This window comes from Ensifer sp. CCNWLY38 (genome assembly GCF_037120565.1).
GTDB lineage: Bacteria > Pseudomonadota > Alphaproteobacteria > Rhizobiales > Rhizobiaceae > Ensifer > Ensifer adhaerens_H.
The window spans coordinates 283,809-305,004 of record NZ_JBBBBO010000004.1 but is presented as its reverse complement, the minus strand read 5'-3'; the positions used below and the strand labels follow the sequence as shown (position 1 = coordinate 305,004).

The following is a 21,196-nucleotide window of genomic DNA, read 5'->3' as shown; positions in this document are numbered from 1 at the left end:
CTATCCTTCTCTGTCGTCCTGAAGGAAGCTCCGCGCCCCCTGAGTGGACGGTCCCGGCAGACCGGCCATCTCCGCGCCGTCAGCCGGTCGGCTGGAGTTCTCGCGGCTGTTCGCTAGCGCGCGGGCACATGCGAAACCCAAAACCGATTGCAAAATAGCATCAGTAGATCTAACTTACACCGATTGCACATCGCAATCAGATCGGTGCGAACGTGCCATTCGAGACAAGGAATTGGCCATGGCAAAGCTCGTGTTCGGAATGAACCAGTCGCTGGACGGCTACGTCGATCACATGTCGTTTGCGCCAAGCCCCGTCCTCTTTCGCCACTTTATCGAGGAAGCCGAGCGGCAGGCCGGCAGCCTATATGGCCGCCGTATTTATGAGATCATGCGCTACTGGGACGACGAGCATCCTGAATGGGATGCGGAAGAACGCGCCTTCGCGGCGGCGTGGCGGAAGCAGCCGAAATGGGTCGTTTCGCGCTCCTTGACGTCAGTCGGCCCCAATGCTCGGCTCATAGACGGTGATCTTGCGGGCGCGGTGCGCAAGCTGAAGGCTGAGCACGATGGCGAGATCGAAGTGGCTGGCCCGGTCTTGGCGCACAGCCTCACTGAACTTGGCCTGATCGACGAGTATCGGATTTACCTGCACCCGGTCGTACTGGGTCACGGCAACCCCTATTTCGCCGGCCCCCGGCCGCGGCTCCGCCTGGTGTCTCATGACCGGATTGCCGAGGACGTGATGAGGTTGACCTACGTTCCTGCTTAGTTTGCTCTGCCAGTCCGACAAACCAAAACGCCCCGGATCATCCCTGACCCGAGGCGTCGTCTCTCAATACGATCACGCGGCCGCCCGGTAACCCGAGGCGACGGCAACCTGCGCCTGGCTGGAGGTCCGGAAGGCGCGCAGCCGCGTGGTGAAGTGCTCGGCCTCGCCCGTCAGCGCCCGGCTTGGTGATTTGGGCCATCTGGATAATGGCGGTAGGCCGACACCAGGCGCGGCGTCAAATCCGCCATCTACCGTGCCGGCGCCCAGGCCAAGCACTTTATCGACTGACGGTTTTGAAGGCTTTCGGAGCATGGGTCGGACCGGTGATGTTCCACAGCCCAATGAACCCCACAGAAACGCCCCGGATCATCGCTGCTCCCCCCTCGACAACGTTGCACGGAGCGCGGAAGGCCACCTAACACGATCGCTGTCTAATCGACGGTCTCACGGAGAAGCGTCAGGAAATCTGGAAAACGCTCTGCAAGGGGGTGAATCCCATCCTGACCTTGCAGTTCGTGGTACCAGAGCACAATGGACGGCTCAGATGATGAGCGATAATCGAAGCATACCAGATTTCCCCCACCGTCTTCTCCAAAGGGAATGATCTGGCGCGGTAAATCATGCTCGCTCCAGCAAGCGAGAGATGTCCATACCGACTCAGAATCCCACGGCAGAAGCGAGAGCCACAACCCGAATCCACCGGCTTGCGAGCTTCCCGCCACAGGGAACTCTGCATCACCGTAGGCACCATTGTGAGTGCGAATTAGCTCGCGGTACAATGGCGGGAAATCAACGCCTAGCATCATTGCTGCACCGACCACGACGGTGTCAGGCAAGAGGTCGTCCTTGGGTTGAAAACCAGCCACACGCATTTGCCGGGATGTCCTCTGCTGTTTTTCTAAGATAGTTTACCTTAGCCAATGGGCCTGCCTGCAAAGCGTGACACCAGTTCGCATCTAAGGAATTATTCAAGCCCCGCCTGACCGGACCTGACCTCATCCGAGACGCGTGCTACGCCGCCGCGCGGTACCCCGAAGCGGCATTGACCTGCACCTGGCCCGACGTGCGGAAAGCGCGCAGCCGCATGGCGATGTGCTCGGCCTCGACGGTCAGCGCCTGGCTTGCGGCATTGGCCTGTTCCACCATCGCGGCGTTCTGCTGGGTGATCTGGTCCATCTGGGTGATCGCCGTGTTGACTTCCTGCAGGCCGGTCGCCTGTTCGGCGGTGCTGGCGTGGATCGCCCCGAAGACGGAGCTGACTTCGACCACCTGCGCCACGATCTGCTGCAGCGACTGCGCCACCTGGTTGACCGAGTTCACGCCGTCGTCCACTTGGCCGCGCGACTTGGCGATCAGGCCCTGGATGTCCTTGGCAGCATCGGCGCAGCGCTGGGCAAGCGCGCGGACTTCCGAGGCGACAACGGCAAAGCCCCTGCCCGCCTCGCCGGCGCGCGCCGCTTCGATGCCGGCGTTCAGCGCCAGGAGGTTGGTCTGGAAGGCAATCTCGTCGATCACGTCGACGATCCGGGCGATGCTGGCCGACGACGTCTGGATCTCCTGCATCACCTCGATCGCGTGGCTGACGATCTCGCCGCTCTGCTCGGCATTGGCGCGCGCCGCAATGACGGTCGAGTTCGCCTGGTTGGCGCCTTCGGCCGTCTGCTTGACGGTACGCGTCACCTGCTCGACGGCTGCCGCCGTCTCCTCGAGATTGGCGGCCTGGCGTTCCGTGCGCTTGGCCAGATCGTCGGCGGCCGCCGCGATCTCCTTGGCGCTGGTGTGGATCTGGCTGGCGCCGGCCTCGATGCCGCCGATCGCACGCGAGAGCTCGCCGATCGCGTGATTGAAGTTTTCGCCAAGCTCCTGATAGGCCACCGGCAGATCCGAGCCGATGCGCGCCGTCAGGTCGCCATCGGCGATCTTCTTCAAGGCAGCGCCGAATGTCTTGCTGATCAGCGTGCGCTCGGCCGCCAGCACTTCTTCCTGCACGGCGCGCTGCTTGGTGACGTCGGAGGCATCCATATAGACGGAGATCGACAGATCCATGTCGAGGAAGACGCCCTTGACGAGGCTCGACAGCATCGCGCCCATGTCTTCGGCCGAGGTGGTCTGACGCGAGAACAGGCTACGCTTCGGCCAATGCGCCCTAACGATTTCGGTAATCAGATGTTCGGCGATCAGCGCATAGCCGCCGATGTACCAGCGCGGCTCAAGCCCGATGCGCGCGTGGACCTGGCCGATCGTGCGGACCTTGGCGCTATAGTCTTCATTGAAGTTGGCGTCGACGATGTTTGCCCAGTGGCCGACCTGCGCGCCCTTGGCACGATCAATATGGCTGTCGGACGAGAAGAACCGTTTCGTCTCGGGCGTCGCCTTCACCTTGCTATAGAACTTGTCGAGCGCCGGCCTCAGTTCCTTCTCGAGGATCGGCTTCAGCGCCTTGAGGCTCGTTCTGGCGGCGTCATCGAGCGCCATGAAATTCAGACGACCGGCAACATCCTGCGTGCCGGCAGCGGCGTGTTCCGTTTTCATGCGCGAACTTCCCTGCATGCTCTACTGCACGTCCCCCTAAATCCCATTCGATTTAAGGACAAAACATGCAGCAGTTCGAAGTGATACAGCGACCTTTGCGCGCCGGATAAGACGGGCGGCGCTGTAGTGGATCATGGAGACAGGATCGACGGCGCACTGCATGTTTCCTTTAATCGTATTCGATTAAAGGACAAAAACATGCAGCACTTCAAAGTGCTACAGCGACCTTTGCGCGTCTGATAAGACGCGCGGCGCTGTAGGCGTCTGAGATCATCGCCGCAGTCATGGCGGCCGATTGCCCGATTGCTGATATCGCGGGGCAAGCTGTGTCCTTGGCCACTGTTAGAAGCCTAGGGTAAAAGAAGCCTTACGGACAACAGCTATTTCGCGAAGGCTGAAATAGGATTCAACCGGAACTGACGAAACTCAATTCCGGTTGAAAGGGAACAATTCCAGGAAAAAGATCAGGCCGCGTTGCGCGACGCCCAGGACGGCATGCGTGCGGCCCAGGAACGGCGCGCCTTGACCGGCAACAGCGACTGCACTTCTTTTGCCAGCGCAAAGGCGTTTTCACGCGCCTTGTCGAGGTTGCTGACACGGGCCGGATCCATCGACTGCAGCGTGCCGCCGCAGTCGAAGATCTCGCGATAGGCGGCGCGCTCGACGATCGGCGTGTCGAGCACCGAGACGCCGCGTTCGGCGAGCATGGCTTTGATCGTCTGCAGCGCGCGCGTGGTGACGAGCGAATTGACGCGGGTCAGCACGACCGAATGGTTGATGCGTTGCCTGGACCGATCCTCGATCTGGCGGATGAGTTCGAGGATCTGCGCCGCGCCGCGCGCGTCCATGGCGCACCCCTGCACCGGGATCAGCACCTGATCGGAAATGGCCAGTGCCAGTGCGACAATTTGGTCTTTCGCGCCCGCGAGATCGATGACGATGTAATCCGCCTCATCCTTCATCTCGCGGATATGACATTCGAGCGAGCCGGGCGTGATATGCGAGATCACCGTGAGGTTGGCGATGTGGCCGGAAACTTCGGCCCAGCTCGTGATCCAGCGCTGCGGATCGGCATCGAGAACCACGACGCGATGTCCTTGCCTTGCCAGCTCCGTCGAAAGGATCAGCGCCGCCGTCGTCTTGCCCGCGCCGCCCTTTGCATTGGCGAAAGTGATGACCGCCATGATATTCCTCATTCTGTGCATGTTCCGCGCTGAACCCGACGGCTGTGGCCGGTGGTTCGCTTCTTAACGAAACCTTACAGAAGATGGTTAACGAATTGGTAACGCGGGGACGTCAAACCTGACAGTCAGGCCATGCGGCATCACCGGCAGCCGTAGGGCGGCGGGCCAAAAAGCGCTGAAAAAGACCGGAACTCAGGCCCGCAACGGAAGCGGGTCCGCCGTCCGCTGCGCGCGATAGCACATGGACGAGAATGGCCCGTGCCGTGCCGCCTCTCCCGGTGGGTCCAGCAACCTCAGCACGTCATCGGCAAAGGCGCAAGCATTGGCCTGGGCCTTTGCCAGATTGCTGACCCTGGCAGCATCGAGCGAATAGAGCGTATCGCCCTGCTCGAACAGTTCGCGAAATGCCGTACGCTCTACGAGCGGCGTATCGACGAGACGGATCTTGCATTCGGCCAGCATCAGCTTGACCTTGCGCATCGCCCGCGTCGTGACGATGGCGTTGACCCGTGTCAACAGCACCGCATGGTTGATGTTGGCGTGCGCATTGTTCTCGATATAGCGGATCAGTTCGAGCACCTGTGTGGCGCCGCGCGCATCCATGACGCAGCCCTGAACCGGGATCAGCGTCAGGTCGGAAAGCCCGATCGCAAGCGCGACCAGCACGTCGGCCGCTCCCGAGAGGTCGATGACCACATGCTCGACGCGGCCGCGCAGCCGCCTGAGGTGGTCGCTAAGGGTGGTCGTGGTGACACCGGAGATGACGGAGAGATTGCTGTCGCTTCGACCGTGCCTAAACCAGTCGGTCATGCAGGCAAGCTGGTCGCAATCGAGAACCGCAACCCGGTCGCCGCGCCGGGCAAGCTCGCTGGCGAGCAGCAACGCTGCCGTCGTCTTGCCAGCTCCCCCCTTCGCATTCGCGAGGGACATAATCGCCATTGCTCGACCCTAACTCACCGCGGCCCTCTGGTTCCGGGCCGAAACATACGCACGCTCTAATGGAAGCGTTTCAGATCGCGGTAAACGAACTGTAAAGGACACGCTTCCAGGGAACCAAATCGTGACAGTTCCGTGACAATTAGGTGACAAATCGACTGCAATGGCAAGTGGTATTTTCGACCCCTCTAAACTAAGGGAGATCTGGCGCCTCACCCGGGCGAGGCGCCAGCCACACTATGTCAGATGCACTCGCGGAAGAGTTTCTTCGCAGCGTCCAGCGTCAGCTCCACCGGGTTGCCGCCCGCCGTCGGGTCGACGATCGCCATCTCTGACATCTCGTCGATGCGGTCGGTACCGACGCCGAGTGCTGCGAGCTTGTCCGGCACGCCGAGTTCCTCGCGCAGCTTCAGCACGTAGTCGTAAAAGCCGTCGAAGCCGCCGGAAATGCCGAGATAGGCGGCGGCGCGCACGATCTTCTCTTCGATCGCCGGGCGGTTGAAACGCAGCACCGGCGGCATCACCACCGCATTGGTCATGCCGTGATGGGTGTTGTAGATCGCGCCCACCGGATGCGACAGCGAGTGGATGGCGCCGAGCCCCTTTTGGAAGGCGACGGCACCCATGGCGGCGGCACTCATCATGTTGGCGCGGGCCTCGATGTCGGTGCCGTCCTTGTAGGCACGCGGCAGGTATTCTTTCACCAGCCGCATGCCTTCGAGCGCGATACCGGCCGACATCGGATGGTAGAACGGCGAGGAATAGGCTTCCAGGCAGTGGGCAAACGCATCCATGCCGGTGCCGGCGGTGATCACTCTGGGCATGCCGACCGTCAGTTCCGGGTCGCAGATCGTGACAGCAGGCAGGAACTTCGGATGGAAGATCACCTTCTTCACGTGGCTTGCGGAATTGGTGATGACGCTGGCGCGGCCGACTTCCGAGCCGGTGCCGGCCGTCGTCGGCACGGCGACGATCGGCGCGATGCCCTCGACGCTCGCGCGGGTCCACCAGTCGCCGATGTCCTCGAAATCCCAGACCGGGCGGCTTTGCCCGGCCATGAAGGCGACGCACTTGCCGAGATCGAGGCCCGAGCCGCCGCCGAAGGCGACGACGCCGTCATGGCCGCCGTCCTTGAACGCCTTCACGCCGGCTTCGAGGTTGACGTCATTCGGGTTCGGATCGACATCGGCGAAGATCGCCCGGCCGAGATCGGCGGCCGCGAGGATGTCGAGCGCATTCTGCGTGATCGCCATCGGCGCAAGGCCGCGGTCGGTGATCAAGAGCGGCTTCTTCATGCCGACCGCCTTGCAATGGTCGGCAAGCTCCTTGATCCGGCCGGCACCGAACTTGATGGCGGTCGGATAGCTCCAGTTGGCGGTGATGGTCATGCGGTGACTTTCTTCAGATGATAGGATTTCGGACGGGTAAGGTTCTGGAAGCCGATGACCGAGAGCGAGCCGCCACGGCCGGTTTCCTTGACGCCGGTCCAGCAAAGCGCCGGGTCGAGATAGTCGGCGCGGTTCATGAAGACGGTGCCGGTCTCGATGTCGGCGCCGATGCGCGCGGCGCGCTCGGCATCCTTGGTCCAGAGCGATGCGGTGAGCCCGTACTGGCTGTCGTTCATCAGCTCGATCGCCTGGCTGTCGCTCTTCACCTTCATGATGCCGACGGCCGGACCAAAGGTTTCTTCGCGCATGAAGGCCATGGAGTGGTCGACATTGGTGAGGATCTGCGGCGCGAGATAGGCCCCGCCATCATCCTCAGGAAAGAGTTTCGGATCGATCAGCGCCTTGGCGCCCTTGGAGACCGCATCGGCGATCTGCTCGCGCACGGTCGCGGCGAAGCGCTTGTTCGCCATCGGACCGAGCGTCGTTTCCGGATCGAGCGGGTTGCCGAGCTTGTAGTTGGAAACCCAGGCGACCGACTTCTCGACGAAGGCGTCATAAAGCTTTTCATGCACGTAGATGCGCTCGATGCCGCAGCAGCACTGGCCGGAATTGTAGGTGGCGCCATCCATCAGCGTGTCGACGGCCGCATCAAGGTCCGCGTCTTCCATGACGTAGCCCGGATCCTTGCCGCCGAGTTCGAGGCCGAGACCGGTGAAGGTGCCGGCAGCCGCGCGCTCGATCGACCGGCCGCCTTCGACCGAACCGGTGAAGTTGACGAAGTCGAAGCTCTTGGCAGCAATCAGCGCCGCTGATGTCTCATGGTCGAGGAAGATGTTCTGGAAGACGTCGGCGGGAACGCCGGCTTCGACGAAGGCGCGCACCATACGCTCACCGACGAGGATCGTCTGGCTTGCATGCTTGATGATGACGGTGTTGCCGGCCATCAGCGCCGGGGCGACCGTGTTGATCGCGGTCATGTAAGGATAGTTCCACGGCGCAACGACGAAGACGACGCCATGCGGCTCGCGCGCGATGCGGCGCTCGAAGCGGTCGCTCTCCTCGATCACCAGCGGCTTCAGCGCATCGGCGGCGATCGTCGCGACATAGTTCGAGCGCTCGTTGAAGCCTTTGAACTCGCCGCCGTAGCGCACCGGCCGGCCCATCTGCCAGGCAAGCTCCGGCACGACTTCGTCGACCATCTCGTTCAGCCGGGCGACACCTGATAGCACCAGGTTGACACGTTCGTCGAGCGGACGGCGCGCCCAGGCCTTCTGCGCCTGGCGGGCGCGGGAAACCACCTGCTTTGCCAGCTCCAGCGGCATCGCCGGGCGTTCCGCGTAGACCTCGCCGTTCACGGGCGAAATGCACTTGATCATGCTCATGATCGTTTTCCTGCTTTCATTGCGAATGATTCGGTGGCCGACCCTGTTTTAGGAGCGGCCACCGGTTGAAGATCAAAGCCTGCAATCAGGCCCGCTCGAAGCCGCGCGCAACCTCCCAGTCGGTCACACGGCGATCGTATTCTTCCTGCTCCCAGCGCCCGGCCCGCGCGTAATGCTCGATGACCTCGTCGCCAAAGGCAGCACGCAGCATCTTGGATTCCGACAGCGCCGCCGTCGCGTCCCGGAGCGTACGCGGGATCTCGCGCACATCCTTGCCGCCATAGGCGTCGCCGACGAAGGGCGCTTCCAGTTCCATCTTGTTTTCGATACCGGAAATGCCGGCGGCGATCAAAGCGGCAAAGGCGAGATAAGGATTGAGATCGGAGCCGCCGACGCGGCATTCGATGCGGATCGCCTTGGTGTCCTCGCCGCAAAGACGATAGCCGGCGGTGCGGTTGTCCTTGCTCCAGACCGCCTTGGTCGGCGCGAAGGTGCCGGCCATGAAGCGCTTGTAGGAGTTGATGTAGGGCGCAAGGAAATAGGTGATCTCGCTCGCATGGGTGAGCAGACCCGCCACATAGTGGCGCATCATCTCCGACATGCCGTATTTGCCGCTCTCGTCGTAGAATTTCGAGGTCTTGCCGTCGGCGCTCCAGAGCGACTGGTGGATATGCGAGGAGGAACCGGCAGCCTGATAGTTCCATTTGGCGAGGAAGGTGATCGCCTTGCCGCGCGACCAGGCGATTTCCTTGCAGCCGTTCTTGATGATCGCGTGCCGGTCGGCCATCGTCAGCGCGTCGGCGTAACGCACGTTGATCTCCTCCTGCCCGGCCGACGCCTCGCCCTTGGAATTCTCGACCGGGATATCGGCGCCCTGCAGGCCGTTGCGGATTGCCCGCATCACGTCCTCTTCCTTGGTCGTCTGGAAGATGTGGTAGTCCTCGTTGTAGCCGCTGACGAGTTGCAGGTCGCGATAGCCGGATTGGCGGGCATCATCGTAGGACTGTTCGAACAGGAAGAATTCGAGTTCGCTCGCCATGTAGGCCTTGAGCCCCATCTTCTCGAGCCGCGCCACCTGCTTCTTGAGGATCGCGCGCGGCGAGTGCGGCACTTCCTCGTGGGTGTGGTGGTCGAGCATGTCGCAAAGCACGAGCGCCGTGCCTTCGAGCCAGGGAATGCGGCGAAGTGTCGAAAGGTCCGGCTTCATCGTATAGTCGCCGTAGCCCTTCTCCCAGCTCGTCGCCTTGTAGCCGGGAACGGTCTCCATCTCCATGTCGGTCGCAAGCAGGTAGTTGCAGCTATGCGTTTCCTTCCAGGCGCCATCGACGAAGAACTGCGCGTGGAAGCGCTTGCCCATCAGCCGGCCCTGCATGTCGACCTGGCAGGCGAGAACCGTATCGATGCGCCCGGCGGCGACGTCTTCTTTCAACTCATCAAACGTATAGCTCATCAACTTCCATCCCATGTTTGGTCACGCGGCCGTTCCCTTGGGTCACGATATTTTTGGGCCGCGTGGACGTGATCCGTTCAAGTAACCGGACAAGCTCCGGAAAAAGAAAAGGCGGAAGTCGCGGTAGCGCTCCCGCCTTTCGGTCGTTGCTTAGACTTCGCCGACGGCTTTTTCGGCAGCGGCGATTTCAGCCTGGCGGCGCGCCACTTCGTCACCGATCGGCGGACCGCGGAAGCGGCGGTTTTCAAGGCCGAACCAGACCGCGCCGGTCAGAACCAGGAAGCCGACGGTCACGTAGAGGGCCGGGTCGTTCGGCGGCTGAATACCGAGCGCGAAGATCAGCACCATCGCGATGATCGACAACACCGCGAAGAGCTTGAACATACCCTCGCCGAGGTTCCACGGGCCCATCTTGTCCCACTTCGAGGTCCCCCAGGCGAAGAGACCGAGTGTGATCGGGATCGCGAAGGAGAAGAACAGGAAGATGACCGTGCACGAGACAACGATCGTGTAAACCGGGGTTTCACCGACCTTCATGAAATCGAGCGAGGTGAACCAGACGAACAGAACGGAGAGGATCGACGCCGTCCAGATGGCCGCGACCGGCGTGCGGTAGGTCGGGCTCACCTTGGCAAGCGCCTTGGAGGCCGGCAGGCCGCCGTCACGCGAGAAGGCGAAGATCATGCGCGACGCCGAGGTCACCGTCGCCAGGCCGCATAGCCACTGGCTGACGAGAATAGCGAGGTAGAGGATGTCCTTGATGACTGGGTTGACCTGAGCATCCATCGACCAGAAGAAAACGTTCCAGCCCTGCTTGGCGGCTTCGTCCATATTCGGGATCATCAGCACGAACGAGCACAGCATGATGTAGCCGAAGAGCGCCGACCAGAGCACCGACGAGACCATGCCGCGCGGCACGGAATGGGCGGCTTTCACCGTTTCTTCCGAAGTGTGCGCCGAGGCGTCGTAGCCGGTGATCGTGTAGATCGGCAGGAGCAGGCCGAGCAGGAACACCCAGGTGCCCGACGTCTGCGGCCAGACATTGCCGCCCGCTTCACCGGAATAGTTGGAGAAGGTGAAGAGCCTTGCGATATCGTAGCTGTCGGCGGCTGCGAGGCAAACGACGGCAAGTAGGATCGCGGTTGCGAAGATCAGATAGCCTGAGAAGTCCGTCAGCTTCGCGGTCAGGCCAATGCCCATATGATTCACGAGCGCCTGCGCGCCGGTGATAACAGCCAGGAAGACGATACGCGTGGTGATCGTGTCCTCCAGTGCGAAATACGGCGTGCCGAAGGAACCCATGAAGAAGTAGTAGGTGCCGACGTTGATGGCACCGAGAACGGTGACGAGGCCGAGCAGGTTGAACCAGGCCGTCAGCCAGCCGGTGAAGCGGTTGCCGAGGATCGAACCCCAGTGATAGAGGCCGCCGGCCGTCGGATAGGCCGAGCTGATCTGCGCCATGGCGACCGCAAAGACCAAGGAAATGAAGCAGCCAAGCGGCCAGCCGATGCCGATCGCGGCGCCCCCTGCGCCCGCGGTCGCCTGGGCGAGCGAATTGATGCCGCCAGAGAGAATGCAGATGATCGAGAACGACACCGCGAAGTTCGAGAACTGGCTCATGCGCCGCTCGAGCTCCTGGGCGTAGCCCATCGAGTGCAAGACACTCATGTCCTGCTTTTTGTCCAAGTCGCTGTAGTCTGACATTTTTCTTCCCCTGATTTCTTCAGACCAGGCCGCCCCATTGCGGCTGGGTCCCATCAACCACCTGTCCCGGCGAGCCGGCACAGGACCGCGGCCAAGCCGCTCCCCAGGGTCTTTTATTGTGCTGAAAGTGCCGCTGCGCCTTTGCGCAGCAATCCTTCCAGATAGTCGGCCATGACCCTTTGGCCGATGTCATTGCGAATGAGATCGTTGCGGATCTCGATCATCACATTCGGCAGTCCGTTGAGGACGCCGTATTCAATCAGACTGTGCGTAACGCCGTCGGCCGGGCCATAGGGCTCGTTGCGGCGTATGTCGTAGGCGACCTGCCCCTTCGTCGCGACCGCCAGCATGTGGTCGGCAAGGCGGCTGTCCGCATCGTGCAGGATACCGACCTCGACGGCCCGCGGCTTGCCGAAATAGACGGGCGTGAAGCTATGCATCGTCACCAGGATCGGCGGCCTGCCGGCGGCCTTGCGCGCGGAAACGAAGCGGGCGACCGAATCGTGAAACGGGCGATAGATCTCATCGACCCGCGCCTGCCGCTCGTCGTCGGTCATCGTCCGGTTTCCCGGGATCTCGTAAACTTCGCTCAGAACCGGCATCGCCGCCTCCGCCTCGGGCGGGCGGTTGCAATCATAGGCAAGCCGCGAGAAGCGCTGGTAGATCAACGCCGCATCGAGCTTGGCGGCGAGAAGCTTGGCGACGGCGAGCGCGCCCGGGTCCCAGGCGATATGACTTTCGAGCGCCTGCTCCGTAAGCCCGAGCGTACCGAGGCGCTCCGGAACCCGGCGCGAGGCGTGCTCGCAGACGAGCACGATATCGCCCTTCCCTGTGGCGTTTTCGATCGCAACCGGATCGCCATCTGCTTCGGTCAGAAGTCGCGTCAACACCGGCATCCCCTTTTGCCCGTTAGACGTTCGTTAATGAAAAGAATTCTTCAGAGATTGGCGAGTGTCAATCGAAATCTGAAACGATCTCTTCAAAATTGCGATTGACTCCAATTGTGACAGCGATGTTTAATCTGTCACAAACCGGCTCTAGATCGGTTCAGGGGAGACATTTTGAGCAGCAAGGCGACATCGACGACGGTGTCGGATGTGATCAATGCCCACTTCACCGCGCTGACCCGCGCGGAGAAGCAACTGGCAGAGACACTTCTCGACAACTATCCCGTTTCGGGACTCGGTTCGATCACCACGGTCGCCGAGAACGCTGGCGTATCGACCCCGACCGTCGCGCGCATGGTGCAGAAGCTCGGCTTCCGCGGCTTTCCGGATTTCCAGGCGCGGCTGCACCAGGAACTGGAAGCAACGATCTCCAATCCGATCACCAAGCATGACCGCTGGGCCGCCAACGCGCCGGGAACCCACACGCTCAACCGCTTCGCCGACGCGATCACCGGCAATCTGCGCGAGACGCTGACCCAAATCGATCCACGGGAATTCGACGAGGCCGCCGCCCTCATCGCCGACCGTAAGCGCAGCATCTATCTGCTCGGCGGCCGCATCACCCATGCGCTTGCCGACTATCTCTTCACCCATCTTCAAGTCATCCGGCCGGGTGTCACAGAGATCGCCTCCAACGCCAGCGCCTGGCCGCACTACGTGCTCGACATGCGCCAGGGCGACGTCTTGATTCTCTTCGACATCCGCCGCTACGAGCAGGAGATGGCGACGCTCGCCAAATCCGCCCGCGAGCGTGGCGTCGAGATCATCCTCTTCACCGATCGCTGGACTTCGCCGGTCGCCAAATCCGCCTCCCGCGTGTTCCGCTCGCAGATCGAAGTACCGTCAGCCTGGGACAGCTCGGTGGTGATCCTGTTCCTGACCGAGGCTCTGATCGAGGCGGTGCAAAGTTCGAACTGGGAGGAAACCCGGGATCGAATGAAAACGCTCGAAGGCCTTTTCGATTCCACCCGCATCTTTCGCAAACCCGTCTAGGAGTGCTCGCCGACCCGTTCACGGAATTTCATACAGTTGTGCGACAGTGAGCCACCCCGCCAGAAAAAGAAATGTTCTTCCAACGACATAGGCGGCGCGAACGGATAAACCGCTGTCACATTACTTTCATGGCATCTCTTTAACAGCCTAGCCGAAATCGACTGAATACCCCACGAATTTGACTAAACCCATAAGGAGAACACCAGTGATTTCAAGAACCCATCGCCTGCTTTCGCTTTCCACCGCCGTTTTGCTGGCGACGACCGCAATCGCCGCCGCCGAGCCGAGCGCCGAACTCATCGAAGCCGCCAAGAAGGAAGGCATGCTGACGACCGTCGCCCTGCCCCACGACTGGTGCGGCTATGGCGACGTCATCGCCGCCTTCAAGGCCAAGTATCCGGAAATCCAGGTCAACGAACTGAACCCGGACGCAGGCTCTGCCGACGAAGTCGAGGCCGTCAAGGCCAATAAGGACAACAAGGGCCCGCAGGCTCCTGACGTTGTCGACGTCGGCCTCGCCTTCGGCCCGCAGATGAAGGCCGAAGGCCTGCTGCAGCCCTACAAGGTTTCCACCTGGGACGAGATCCCGGACAGCGTCAAGGATGCCGAAGGCTACTGGTACGGCGACTACTACGGCGTGATGTCCTTCCTCGTGAACAAGGATCTCGTCAAGGATGCGCCGAAGGACTGGGCCGACCTTCTGAAGCCGGAATATGCCGGCCAGGTCGCGCTTGCCGGCGATCCGCGCGCTTCCAACCAGGCGATCCTCGGCGTTCTCGCCGCCGGCCTTGCCAAGGGCGCAAAGTCGGGCAAGGAAGCCGGTGAAGCTGGCCTCGGCTACTTCGCCGAACTGAACAAGGCCGGCAACTTCGTTCCGGTCATCGGCAAGTCCGGTACGCTCGCCCAGGGCTCGACCCCGATCATCGTCGCCTGGGACTACAACGCGCTCGGCTGGGCCAAGACGCTTGCCGGCAACCCGCCGACCGAAGTCGTCGTTCCGGCCAGCGGCGTTCTCGCCGGCGTCTACGTTCAGGGCATCTCGGCCTACGCGCCGCACCCGAACGCAGCGAAGCTGTGGATGGAGCACCTCTATTCCGACGAAGGTCAGCTCGGCTGGCTCAAGGGCTTCTGCCACCCGACCCGCTTCAACGCGATGGTCAAGGCCGGCAAGGTTCCGCAGGCACTGATCGACGCCCTGCCGCCGGCAGCGTCTTATGAAAAGGCCTACTTCCCGACGCTCGAAGAAGTCGATGCCAACAAGGCTGCCGTCACCGGCGGCTGGGATTCCGTCGTCGGCGCGAACGTTCAGTAAGTCTTTCCACAGACATGTCGCCTCGGCCGGTTTTCCGGCCGGGGCGACATAAGTTATTCGTAAGGAATTCAAGTCTTTGGAGCGGAATGAGGAAAAATGTGCGCGGGTTTCAGCCCGCACCCCGCTCTAACTTGCAAGTATCAATAACGCCCGCGTCGATAACGCGGTTTCAGGGGCGCGAACGGAATGTCATCTGCTAAACCCGACGCCAGCCCGCCGGCGCGTCGCCTACCGCTTCACTGGCTGGGCATTCTGCCCTTTGCCGCCTTTGTGACGCTGTTTCTGATATTGCCGACGGCAAAGATCGTGGTCGGCGCCTTTCAGACACCGGATGGCAGCTTCACGTTCGAGAACATCCGTGGCCTGTTCACGCCCTCGATCCTTGCGGCCTACTGGATCTCGATCAAGATCAGCATAGCCTCGGCGCTCCTCGGCTGCCTGATTGGCTTTGCCATGGCCTCGGCCATTGTCTTCGGCGGCTTGCCGAAGGGCATCCGCGGGCCGCTTCTGACCTTTTCCGGCGTTGCCTCCAACTTTGCCGGCGTGCCGCTCGCCTTCGCCTTTCTCGCGACCCTCGGCCCGGTCGGCATCGTTACGGTGTTCCTGCGCTCGAACTTCGGTCTCGACCTTAGAATGCTCGGCTTCAACCTCCTGTCTTTCTGGGGGCTGACAGTCACCTACCTCTTCTTCCAAATCCCGCTGATGATCCTGATCATCACGCCGGCGCTCGACGGGCTAAAGCGCGAATGGCGCGAGGCAGCTGAAATTCTCGGGGCCACCGGCCTGCAGTACTGGCGCATGGTCGCCTTCCCGATCCTGCTTCCCTCGCTGCTCGGCACCCTGGCGCTGCTCTTCGCCAACGCCTTCGGCGCGGTTGCAACCGCGATCGCGCTCACCGGCTCTTCGCTGTCGATCGTGCCGATCCTGCTCTTTGCCCAGATCCGAGGCGACGTGCTCGGCAATCCGCATCTCGGCTACGCGCTTGCCTTCGGCATGATCGTCGTCACCGGCATCGCCAACGCGATCTACATCTGGCTTCGCGGCCGCAGCGAAAGGTGGCTGAAATGAAGAAGATCTGGGCCTGGGGAGCCCTCGTTTTCGGCCTCCTCTACTTCACCCTGCCGCTCATCGGTATGACCAACTTTTCCTTGAAGATGCGCCGTGGCGAATATTCCTTCGACGCCTATCAGAAGGTTTTCGCCGATCCGCGCTTCCAGGAAACCTTCAGCTATTCGGTGCTGCAGGCGCTGTTCACCATCGTCTTCGGCGTGCTGCTCGTCGTACCCACCGCCTATTGGGTCCGGCTGAAGCTGCCGCGGCTGCGCCCCTATATCGAGTTCATCACGCTTCTGCCGCTCGTTATCCCGGCGATCGTCATCGTCTTCGGCTATATCCGGCTCTACAACACCTCGAGCTGGCTGCCGCTGACGGGCTCGCTGACGGGGACCAACATCCTCCTGATGTTCGGCTACGCGACGCTCGCTCTGCCCTACATGTACCGCGCGGTCGACACCGGCCTTCGCACCATCGACGTCGCCACCCTGACCGAGGCCGCCCAAAGCCTCGGCGCCGGTTGGGCGACGATCCTCGCCAAGATCATTCTGCCGAACGTGCTCGTCGCCGTGCTTTCAGGCGCCTTCCTGACCTTTGCCATCGTCATCGGCGAGTTCACCATGGCGGCACTTCTGAACCGCCCGGCCTTCGGCCCGTACATGCAGCTTCTCGGCGCCAACCGCGCCTATGAGCCCGCCGCACTCGCCGTTATCGCATTCGGCATCACCTGGGGCTGCCTCGGCCTCATCCAGCTCGTCTCGCGCTTTCAAAAAAGCGCGCCTCCCAAGGCCTGAGGACCGCACCCATGAGTTTTCTGTCACTCACCAGCATCAAGAAGTCCTTCGGCCCTGTTCACGTCGTGCACGATTTCGACATGGACATCGAGAAGGGCGAATTCGTCTCCTTCCTGGGTCCGTCCGGCTGCGGCAAGACGACCGTCCTGCGCATGATCGCCGGCTTCGAGACACCCTCCGCCGGCTCTATCGTGATCAACGGCAAGGACCAAGGGTCGTTGAAACCCAACCAGCGCAACATCGGCATGGTGTTTCAGGCCTATGCGCTGTTTCCGAACATGAACGTGCATGACAACGTTGCCTTCGGCCTCAAGGTCGCAGGCACTGACAAGTCGGAGATCGACGCACGGGTGAAGCAGATGCTCGGGCTGATCAAGCTCGAGCACCTGGCGGACCGCTTCCCCTACCAGCTCTCCGGCGGCCAGCAGCAGCGCGTGGCGCTTGCCCGCGCCATTGCGGTCAAGCCGCAGGTGCTGCTGCTCGACGAGCCGCTTTCGGCGCTCGACGCCAAGATCCGCGTGTCGCTGCGCGAAGAAATCCGGCAGATCCAGCAGCAGCTCGGCATCACCACGGTCTTCGTCACCCACGACCAGGAAGAGGCGCTGTCGATCTCCGATCGCATCGTCGTCATGAATGCCGGACGTGCCGACCAGATCGGCACCCCCTTCGAGATCTACAACACGCCCTCGACGCGCTTCGTCGCCTCCTTCGTCGGCACCCTGAACATCATCGAAGGCAAGGTCGCGGATCCGGCGGCAGGCGCCGTGACGATTGGCGACCAGCGCGTCTCGCTGAAGGATTCAATCACCGGCATGAAGGGCGGCGACAACATCTCGCTGGCGCTGCGTCCTGAAGCCGGCTCGATTGCCGAGGGCGCCACGGGCGACACGTCGCTTGCCGGCGAAGTCGTCTCAACGAGCTTCCTCGGCTCGGTCATCCGTACGCGGCTTCGCGTCGGCGGCGATGTCATCTCCTTCGACATGTTCAACAATCCGGGCGTGACCCCGCCGGTTTCCGGCGACAACGTCACGCTGCGCTTTGCCGCCAAGGATCTGCTGGTCATCCGCGAGTAGGCCTTGCAGAAGACCGATGAACGCTGGCGCCTGTGGCGCCAGCGGTTATTCCGCGCCTCGGTGTACTATTGCCAGAAACCGCGAGGTTGCGATCATGGCCAAGGCTGAACCAAGCGCCTTCGTCAGGCACGTTCAGGATGAACTCTCCGACATCGGACCCGTCCAGATAGACCGTTTCTTCGGCGGTTGGGCCTATCTTCTCGCTGAAAAGCGCTTTGCCGTCAGCATCAAGGACCGCCTCTATTTCAGGGTTGATCAGGCGCTGAAAGACGCGCTTATCGCCGAGGGTTGCCAGCCGTTCACCTATGAGAAGGGCGGCAAGACTGTGGTCGTGCACCGCTTCTACGAAGCGCCTGTCGACTGCCTCGACGACCGGGATGCCCTCCTCCACTGGGCCGGGCGGGCGGTTGCCGCCGAAGACGACGATCTGCGCGGATAAGTGCCACGCGTTCAGAATGTTGCCACCTCGGCTGCGGGCAACGTGACCACCCGGATTGATGTCCTGGCGGGAACGAATTTGTCCTCACCTGCACCCCACAAGCAAAAATCTGTCGTGATTTCTGCTCTTTTCGTCGCGGCGTGCGTTTGACCGGGCAGCCCCGGCCTATATAGTCGCGGTGTTCTCAGGGCGGGGCGAAATTCCCCACCGGCGGTAGCGGCCGAAAGGCCGAAGCCCGCGAGCGCTTCGGGGTTTTGCCCTGGAGGTCAGCAGATCCGGTCAGATTCCGGAGCCGACGGTCACAGTCCGGATGGAAGAGAGCAAGCAGCAACGTGAGCCCCACGCGGGACCTCGCGCGCATGCATGTTCGCCCGACGGGATCATTGGAAAACGCCAAACCCTGAAAGGCTTGAGACCATGACCATTCTTTCCCACCCCACCGCCAAGATTGCGATTGTACGCGCCCGCTGGCACGCCGATATCGTCGACCGCTGTGTTGATGCCTTCATCGCGCAGTGGACGAAGCTCGGCGACTCTGCGGCCGACGTCGAGATCTTTGACGTGCCGGGCGCACTCGAAATCCCGCTGCATGCGCAGACGCTGGCCAAGACCGGCCGCTATGCGGCGATCCTCGGCACCGCCTTCGTCGTGGACGGCGGCATCTACCGCCACGACTTCGTCGCCGGCACCGTGCTCGACGGCATGATGCGCGTCCAGCTCGACACCGGCGTGCCGGTGCTTTCGGCCGTGCTGACGCCACACAATTTCCAGGAAAGCGAACCGCTGATCGCCTTCTTCCGCGAGCACTTCGTCACCAAGGGCACGGAAGCGGCCAACGCCTGCTCGCAGATTTTGGATGCCCGCGCCAAGCTGGCGCTTGTCAACGCCTGATCGGCGACGCGCCCACGTGATCCAGCGCACCGCCTGATGGGCTCGCCCCTCATCCGGCTGCCGCCACCTTCTCCCCGCTCGCGGGGAGAAGGACACGCGTGGCACGCTCCGCTCCGTGCCCGACCGCGGCCGTTTGATACAAGCAGGATTGACGATGCTTCGCCGCAGCACCGCTCCTACATCCGCTACGGAATGAGAAGCCCGCGGCACGCTCGACTGTCCCCTCTCCCCGCCTGCGGGGAGAGGGCTAGGGTGAGGGGCAAAGCGCTCCATGCGCTCCAGGCTCACGGCCCCTCATGGTGACGGCGCGCCTTTTGAATCAACCTCTGAACCACCTGAATCAAACCGCCAGCCCCGGCCGATAACCTCCTGTTCCGACTCTCAAATTCGCGCCTACCGCGCTGCCTCGCCCTCATGCAGGCTACGCTCCAGCGCCGCCAGGCGGTGACGGTGGCCGCCGGCCTCGTAGCCGACGACGGTGATCACGGGTGCAAACATCAGGATGATCAGGCACATCGCCATATCGAGCCCAACCATCGCCGCGACGATGGACGCAGCCAGCACCAACGCCGTGCCTGCAAGCAGCCAGAGATGCAGCCGGTTCGTCTGCCGCAGCAGATACGCGTACATCGCGTAGAGCAGCCCGATGTAGAGTCCGACTGGAACCGCGACCGTCAGCACGGTTGCGACCGAGCCAATATGCGCCTTGTGCTCGATATAATAGGCCGCCACATGCAGCCCGGCGCCGGTCGCCACGATCGCGGCGAAGATCGCAATGTGGCCATAGCCCCAGACGAAGGACCGCTTGAGGCGGTGATGGTGCAGGACTTCGGCGCTCGGCAGCAGAAAATAGATCCACCACATGCCGAAGGTGAGCCCCGTGCCCGCCAGGCAGACAAGTGCGACATCGAGGTTCCAGCCCGCCCCCTCGACCACCGCCGAGATCGAGGCGACCGTTCCGACCACCCCTTCCCCGAGCGCGATGATCGCCAGCAGCCCGTAACGCTCGGCGATGTGATGCGCGTGCCAGGGCGTACCGCCGTAGCGCATCTCGGCCACATAAGGACCGAGCATCTCGACCGCGGTCAGCGCGACGACCATGGCAAAAGTCACGGCCAAGGAGAAGTCGAAGAAGATCAGAATGATCCAGCCAAGCTGGGCGACGCTGATCGCCTTCACATAGGCCATGCAGGCCTCCTGCCGCGCCGGATCCTGCCGGCTGGCGCGCAGCCATTGAAAGACCATCGCCACGCGCATGACGACATAGCCGAGCACCATAACACCGTTGTTGAGGTGCTCGCCCTTGTCGATCGATTCGAACATCGGCGGCAGTCCGATTGCCAGGATCAGCACGCCGACCATCTGCACCATGGTGACGCTGCGAAAGATCCAGTCGTCGGTGTCGTAGGCCGATGCGAACCAGCTGAAATTGATCCAGGCCCAGCAGATGGCGAAGGTGGCAAAGCCGAAGCCGATCAGCCCTGCGGTGAAGTGGCCCTCGGCGAAGAGATGCGCGAGCTGCGAGGCGGCTAGGCTGAAGGCGATGACGAAGGTGAGGTCGAACAGGAGTTCGAGTGTCGTCGCAGTCCTGTGATGCTCAAGCGTATCGCGACCGCTCATGCGGGCCACGTGGTGGTGAGCGCTCGGATGCGGCTCGGTCGAGGTTGCTTCGCTCATGCGGTAAGGTCCCTGCTGACGATCTGCAAGCATATTCAAATATTTGCGGAAGCGTCGTCAAGGCGTGGTGCGCGCCAGATATGAAAACGCCCGGCATCTCTGCCGGGCGTCTCGTCACGATGCCTGAGGGAGGATCAACGGGCGTCGCGATATTGGGTTCAGGCCTTAGCAAGAGAGGAATGCGGGCGGAAAACCGCACACACTTTCCTCACCCCGCTCTGACGGAATCCAGGCGATCGATCGCATCGACGTTGCCGGCCGAAGGACCATTCGGGTCGAACTCGGACGCGAGCCAGGTATCGACGATCGACTTCGCCAACTCCGGCCCGATGACCCGCGCACCCATGGTGATGATCTGGGCGTTGTTCGACTTCGCCGCACGCTCGGCCGAATAGGTGTCGTGCGTCAGTGCGGCGCGAATGCCCGGCACCTTGTTGGCCGAGATGCAGACGCCGATGCCGGTGCCGCAGAACAGGATGCCGCGGTCGTGCTTGCCCTCGACGACCTGCTGCGCCAACTTCTGCGCGAGATCCGCGTAAAAGCCGGACTGGCTGAGGTCCACGACCTCCACGTCGTCCCTGCCGCCGAGATGGGCGGCGATCACATCCAGCAGGGGCTTGCCGGCGCTGTCTGCCCCGATTGCAATCTTCATGATTGTTCCTTTCCTAAAGA

At 62.2% G+C, this 21,196-nt stretch carries 19 protein-coding genes and 1 riboswitch; of the genes, 8 read left to right on the top strand and 11 right to left on the bottom strand.

Annotated elements, in window-relative coordinates; genetic code table 11:
* Positions 1-238: 238 nt before the first annotated feature.
* The gene (locus tag V7S54_RS11055; protein ID WP_065375006.1) at positions 239-769 is read left to right on the top strand and encodes a dihydrofolate reductase family protein; all 531 of its coding nucleotides are present in this window, start codon (positions 239-241) and stop codon (positions 767-769) included.
* Between the two features lie 431 nt (positions 770-1,200).
* On the opposite strand, the gene V7S54_RS11050 is transcribed toward V7S54_RS11055, so the two are convergent.
* From V7S54_RS11050 to V7S54_RS11010, 9 genes are all read right to left on the bottom strand, one after another.
* Positions 1,201-1,605 (bottom strand): SMI1/KNR4 family protein, encoded by a 405-nt coding sequence (locus V7S54_RS11050; protein WP_336556961.1) that lies wholly within the window; start codon positions 1,603-1,605, stop codon positions 1,201-1,203.
* A 175-nt stretch (positions 1,606-1,780) separates the two neighbouring features.
* Positions 1,781-3,301 carry a globin-coupled sensor protein gene (locus tag V7S54_RS11045; protein ID WP_065375008.1) on the bottom strand — a complete coding sequence of 507 codons (1,521 nt, stop codon included), beginning with the start codon at positions 3,299-3,301 and terminating at the stop codon, positions 1,781-1,783.
* Between the two features lie 464 nt (positions 3,302-3,765).
* Positions 3,766-4,485, bottom strand: a complete 720-nt coding sequence (locus V7S54_RS11040) for a ParA family protein (RefSeq protein ID WP_065375009.1) — start codon at positions 4,483-4,485, stop codon at positions 3,766-3,768.
* Positions 4,486-4,677: 192 nt separating this feature from the next.
* Positions 4,678-5,424, bottom strand: a complete 747-nt coding sequence (locus V7S54_RS11035) for a ParA family protein (protein ID WP_065375010.1) — start codon at positions 5,422-5,424, stop codon at positions 4,678-4,680.
* 239 nt (positions 5,425-5,663) lie between these two features.
* Positions 5,664-6,809 carry an iron-containing alcohol dehydrogenase gene (locus tag V7S54_RS11030; protein ID WP_065375011.1) on the bottom strand — a complete coding sequence of 382 codons (1,146 nt, stop codon included), beginning with the start codon at positions 6,807-6,809 and terminating at the stop codon, positions 5,664-5,666.
* Positions 6,806-8,191 (bottom strand): aldehyde dehydrogenase family protein, encoded by a 1,386-nt coding sequence (locus V7S54_RS11025; RefSeq protein WP_065375012.1) that lies wholly within the window; start codon positions 8,189-8,191, stop codon positions 6,806-6,808. Before V7S54_RS11025 ends, V7S54_RS11030 begins: the two co-directional genes overlap by 4 nt.
* An 85-nt stretch (positions 8,192-8,276) precedes the next feature.
* The gene (locus V7S54_RS11020) at positions 8,277-9,641 is read right to left on the bottom strand and encodes a glutamine synthetase family protein (RefSeq protein WP_065375013.1); all 1,365 of its coding nucleotides are present in this window, start codon (positions 9,639-9,641) and stop codon (positions 8,277-8,279) included.
* A 150-nt stretch (positions 9,642-9,791) separates the two neighbouring features.
* The gene (locus V7S54_RS11015) at positions 9,792-11,345 is read right to left on the bottom strand and encodes an amino acid permease (RefSeq protein WP_065375014.1); all 1,554 of its coding nucleotides are present in this window, start codon (positions 11,343-11,345) and stop codon (positions 9,792-9,794) included.
* A gap of 113 nt (positions 11,346-11,458) precedes the next feature.
* Complete coding sequence (locus V7S54_RS11010; protein ID WP_083203687.1) at positions 11,459-12,232, bottom strand: N-formylglutamate amidohydrolase; 774 nt, start codon at positions 12,230-12,232, stop codon at positions 11,459-11,461.
* Between the two features lie 174 nt (positions 12,233-12,406).
* On the opposite strand from V7S54_RS11010, the gene V7S54_RS11005 reads away from it, so the two are divergent.
* The 7 genes from V7S54_RS11005 (at position 12,407) to V7S54_RS10975 (ending at position 18,847) form a co-directional block, all read left to right on the top strand.
* Positions 12,407-13,285 (top strand): MurR/RpiR family transcriptional regulator, encoded by an 879-nt coding sequence (locus V7S54_RS11005; protein ID WP_065375016.1) that lies wholly within the window; start codon positions 12,407-12,409, stop codon positions 13,283-13,285.
* A 205-nt stretch (positions 13,286-13,490) separates the two neighbouring features.
* Positions 13,491-14,597 (top strand): ABC transporter substrate-binding protein, encoded by a 1,107-nt coding sequence (locus V7S54_RS11000; protein ID WP_065375017.1) that lies wholly within the window; start codon positions 13,491-13,493, stop codon positions 14,595-14,597.
* A gap of 186 nt (positions 14,598-14,783) precedes the next feature.
* Positions 14,784-15,665, top strand: coding sequence for an ABC transporter permease (locus V7S54_RS10995; RefSeq protein ID WP_057253381.1), 882 nt, complete (start codon positions 14,784-14,786; stop codon positions 15,663-15,665).
* A complete protein-coding gene (locus V7S54_RS10990) occupies positions 15,662-16,444 on the top strand; it encodes an ABC transporter permease (RefSeq protein ID WP_057253380.1) in 783 nt (260 codons plus the stop codon). Before V7S54_RS10995 ends, V7S54_RS10990 begins: the two co-directional genes overlap by 4 nt.
* An 11-nt stretch (positions 16,445-16,455) precedes the next feature.
* Positions 16,456-17,517, top strand: a complete 1,062-nt coding sequence (locus V7S54_RS10985; RefSeq protein WP_065375018.1) for an ABC transporter ATP-binding protein — start codon at positions 16,456-16,458, stop codon at positions 17,515-17,517.
* A gap of 94 nt (positions 17,518-17,611) precedes the next feature.
* On the top strand, positions 17,612-17,956 hold the full coding sequence (locus tag V7S54_RS10980) for a TfoX/Sxy family protein (RefSeq protein WP_065375019.1): 345 nt from the start codon (positions 17,612-17,614) through the stop codon (positions 17,954-17,956).
* Between the two features lie 176 nt (positions 17,957-18,132).
* Positions 18,133-18,282, top strand: a riboswitch (FMN riboswitch).
* 91 nt (positions 18,283-18,373) lie between these two features.
* Entirely contained in the window at positions 18,374-18,847 is a 474-nt protein-coding gene (locus V7S54_RS10975) for a 6,7-dimethyl-8-ribityllumazine synthase (RefSeq protein WP_065375020.1), read from the top strand.
* Between the two features lie 393 nt (positions 18,848-19,240).
* On the opposite strand, the gene V7S54_RS10970 is transcribed toward V7S54_RS10975, so the two are convergent.
* Positions 19,241-20,524, bottom strand: coding sequence for a low temperature requirement protein A (locus tag V7S54_RS10970; RefSeq protein WP_065375021.1), 1,284 nt, complete (start codon positions 20,522-20,524; stop codon positions 19,241-19,243).
* Positions 20,525-20,732: 208 nt separating this feature from the next.
* Positions 20,733-21,176 (bottom strand): D-erythrulose-4-phosphate isomerase, encoded by a 444-nt coding sequence (gene derI / locus V7S54_RS10965; RefSeq protein ID WP_058321847.1) that lies wholly within the window; start codon positions 21,174-21,176, stop codon positions 20,733-20,735.
* Positions 21,177-21,196 lie beyond the last annotated feature (20 nt).

Excerpts from the sequence above, each read along its gene's own strand:
- V7S54_RS11055 (WP_065375006.1), top strand. The coding sequence starts at position 239 with ATGGCAAAGCTCGTGTTCGGAATGAACCAGTCGCTGGACGGCTACGTC.
- V7S54_RS11045 (WP_065375008.1), bottom strand. The coding sequence starts at position 3,301 with ATGAAAACGGAACACGCCGCTGCCGGCACGCAGGATGTTGCCGGTCGT.
- V7S54_RS11040 (WP_065375009.1), bottom strand. The coding sequence starts at position 4,485 with ATGGCGGTCATCACTTTCGCCAATGCAAAGGGCGGCGCGGGCAAGACG.
- V7S54_RS11035 (WP_065375010.1), bottom strand. The coding sequence starts at position 5,424 with ATGGCGATTATGTCCCTCGCGAATGCGAAGGGGGGAGCTGGCAAGACG.
- V7S54_RS11030 (WP_065375011.1), bottom strand. The coding sequence starts at position 6,809 with ATGACCATCACCGCCAACTGGAGCTATCCGACCGCCATCAAGTTCGGT.
- V7S54_RS11025 (WP_065375012.1), bottom strand. The coding sequence starts at position 8,191 with ATGAGCATGATCAAGTGCATTTCGCCCGTGAACGGCGAGGTCTACGCG.
- V7S54_RS11020 (WP_065375013.1), bottom strand. The coding sequence starts at position 9,641 with ATGAGCTATACGTTTGATGAGTTGAAAGAAGACGTCGCCGCCGGGCGC.
- V7S54_RS11015 (WP_065375014.1), bottom strand. The coding sequence starts at position 11,345 with ATGTCAGACTACAGCGACTTGGACAAAAAGCAGGACATGAGTGTCTTG.
- V7S54_RS10995 (WP_057253381.1), top strand. The coding sequence starts at position 14,784 with ATGTCATCTGCTAAACCCGACGCCAGCCCGCCGGCGCGTCGCCTACCG.
- V7S54_RS10990 (WP_057253380.1), top strand. The coding sequence starts at position 15,662 with ATGAAGAAGATCTGGGCCTGGGGAGCCCTCGTTTTCGGCCTCCTCTAC.
- V7S54_RS10985 (WP_065375018.1), top strand. The coding sequence starts at position 16,456 with ATGAGTTTTCTGTCACTCACCAGCATCAAGAAGTCCTTCGGCCCTGTT.
- V7S54_RS10980 (WP_065375019.1), top strand. The coding sequence starts at position 17,612 with ATGGCCAAGGCTGAACCAAGCGCCTTCGTCAGGCACGTTCAGGATGAA.
- V7S54_RS10975 (WP_065375020.1), top strand. The coding sequence starts at position 18,374 with ATGACCATTCTTTCCCACCCCACCGCCAAGATTGCGATTGTACGCGCC.
- V7S54_RS10970 (WP_065375021.1), bottom strand. The coding sequence starts at position 20,524 with ATGAGCGAAGCAACCTCGACCGAGCCGCATCCGAGCGCTCACCACCAC.
- derI (WP_058321847.1), bottom strand. The coding sequence starts at position 21,176 with ATGAAGATTGCAATCGGGGCAGACAGCGCCGGCAAGCCCCTGCTGGAT.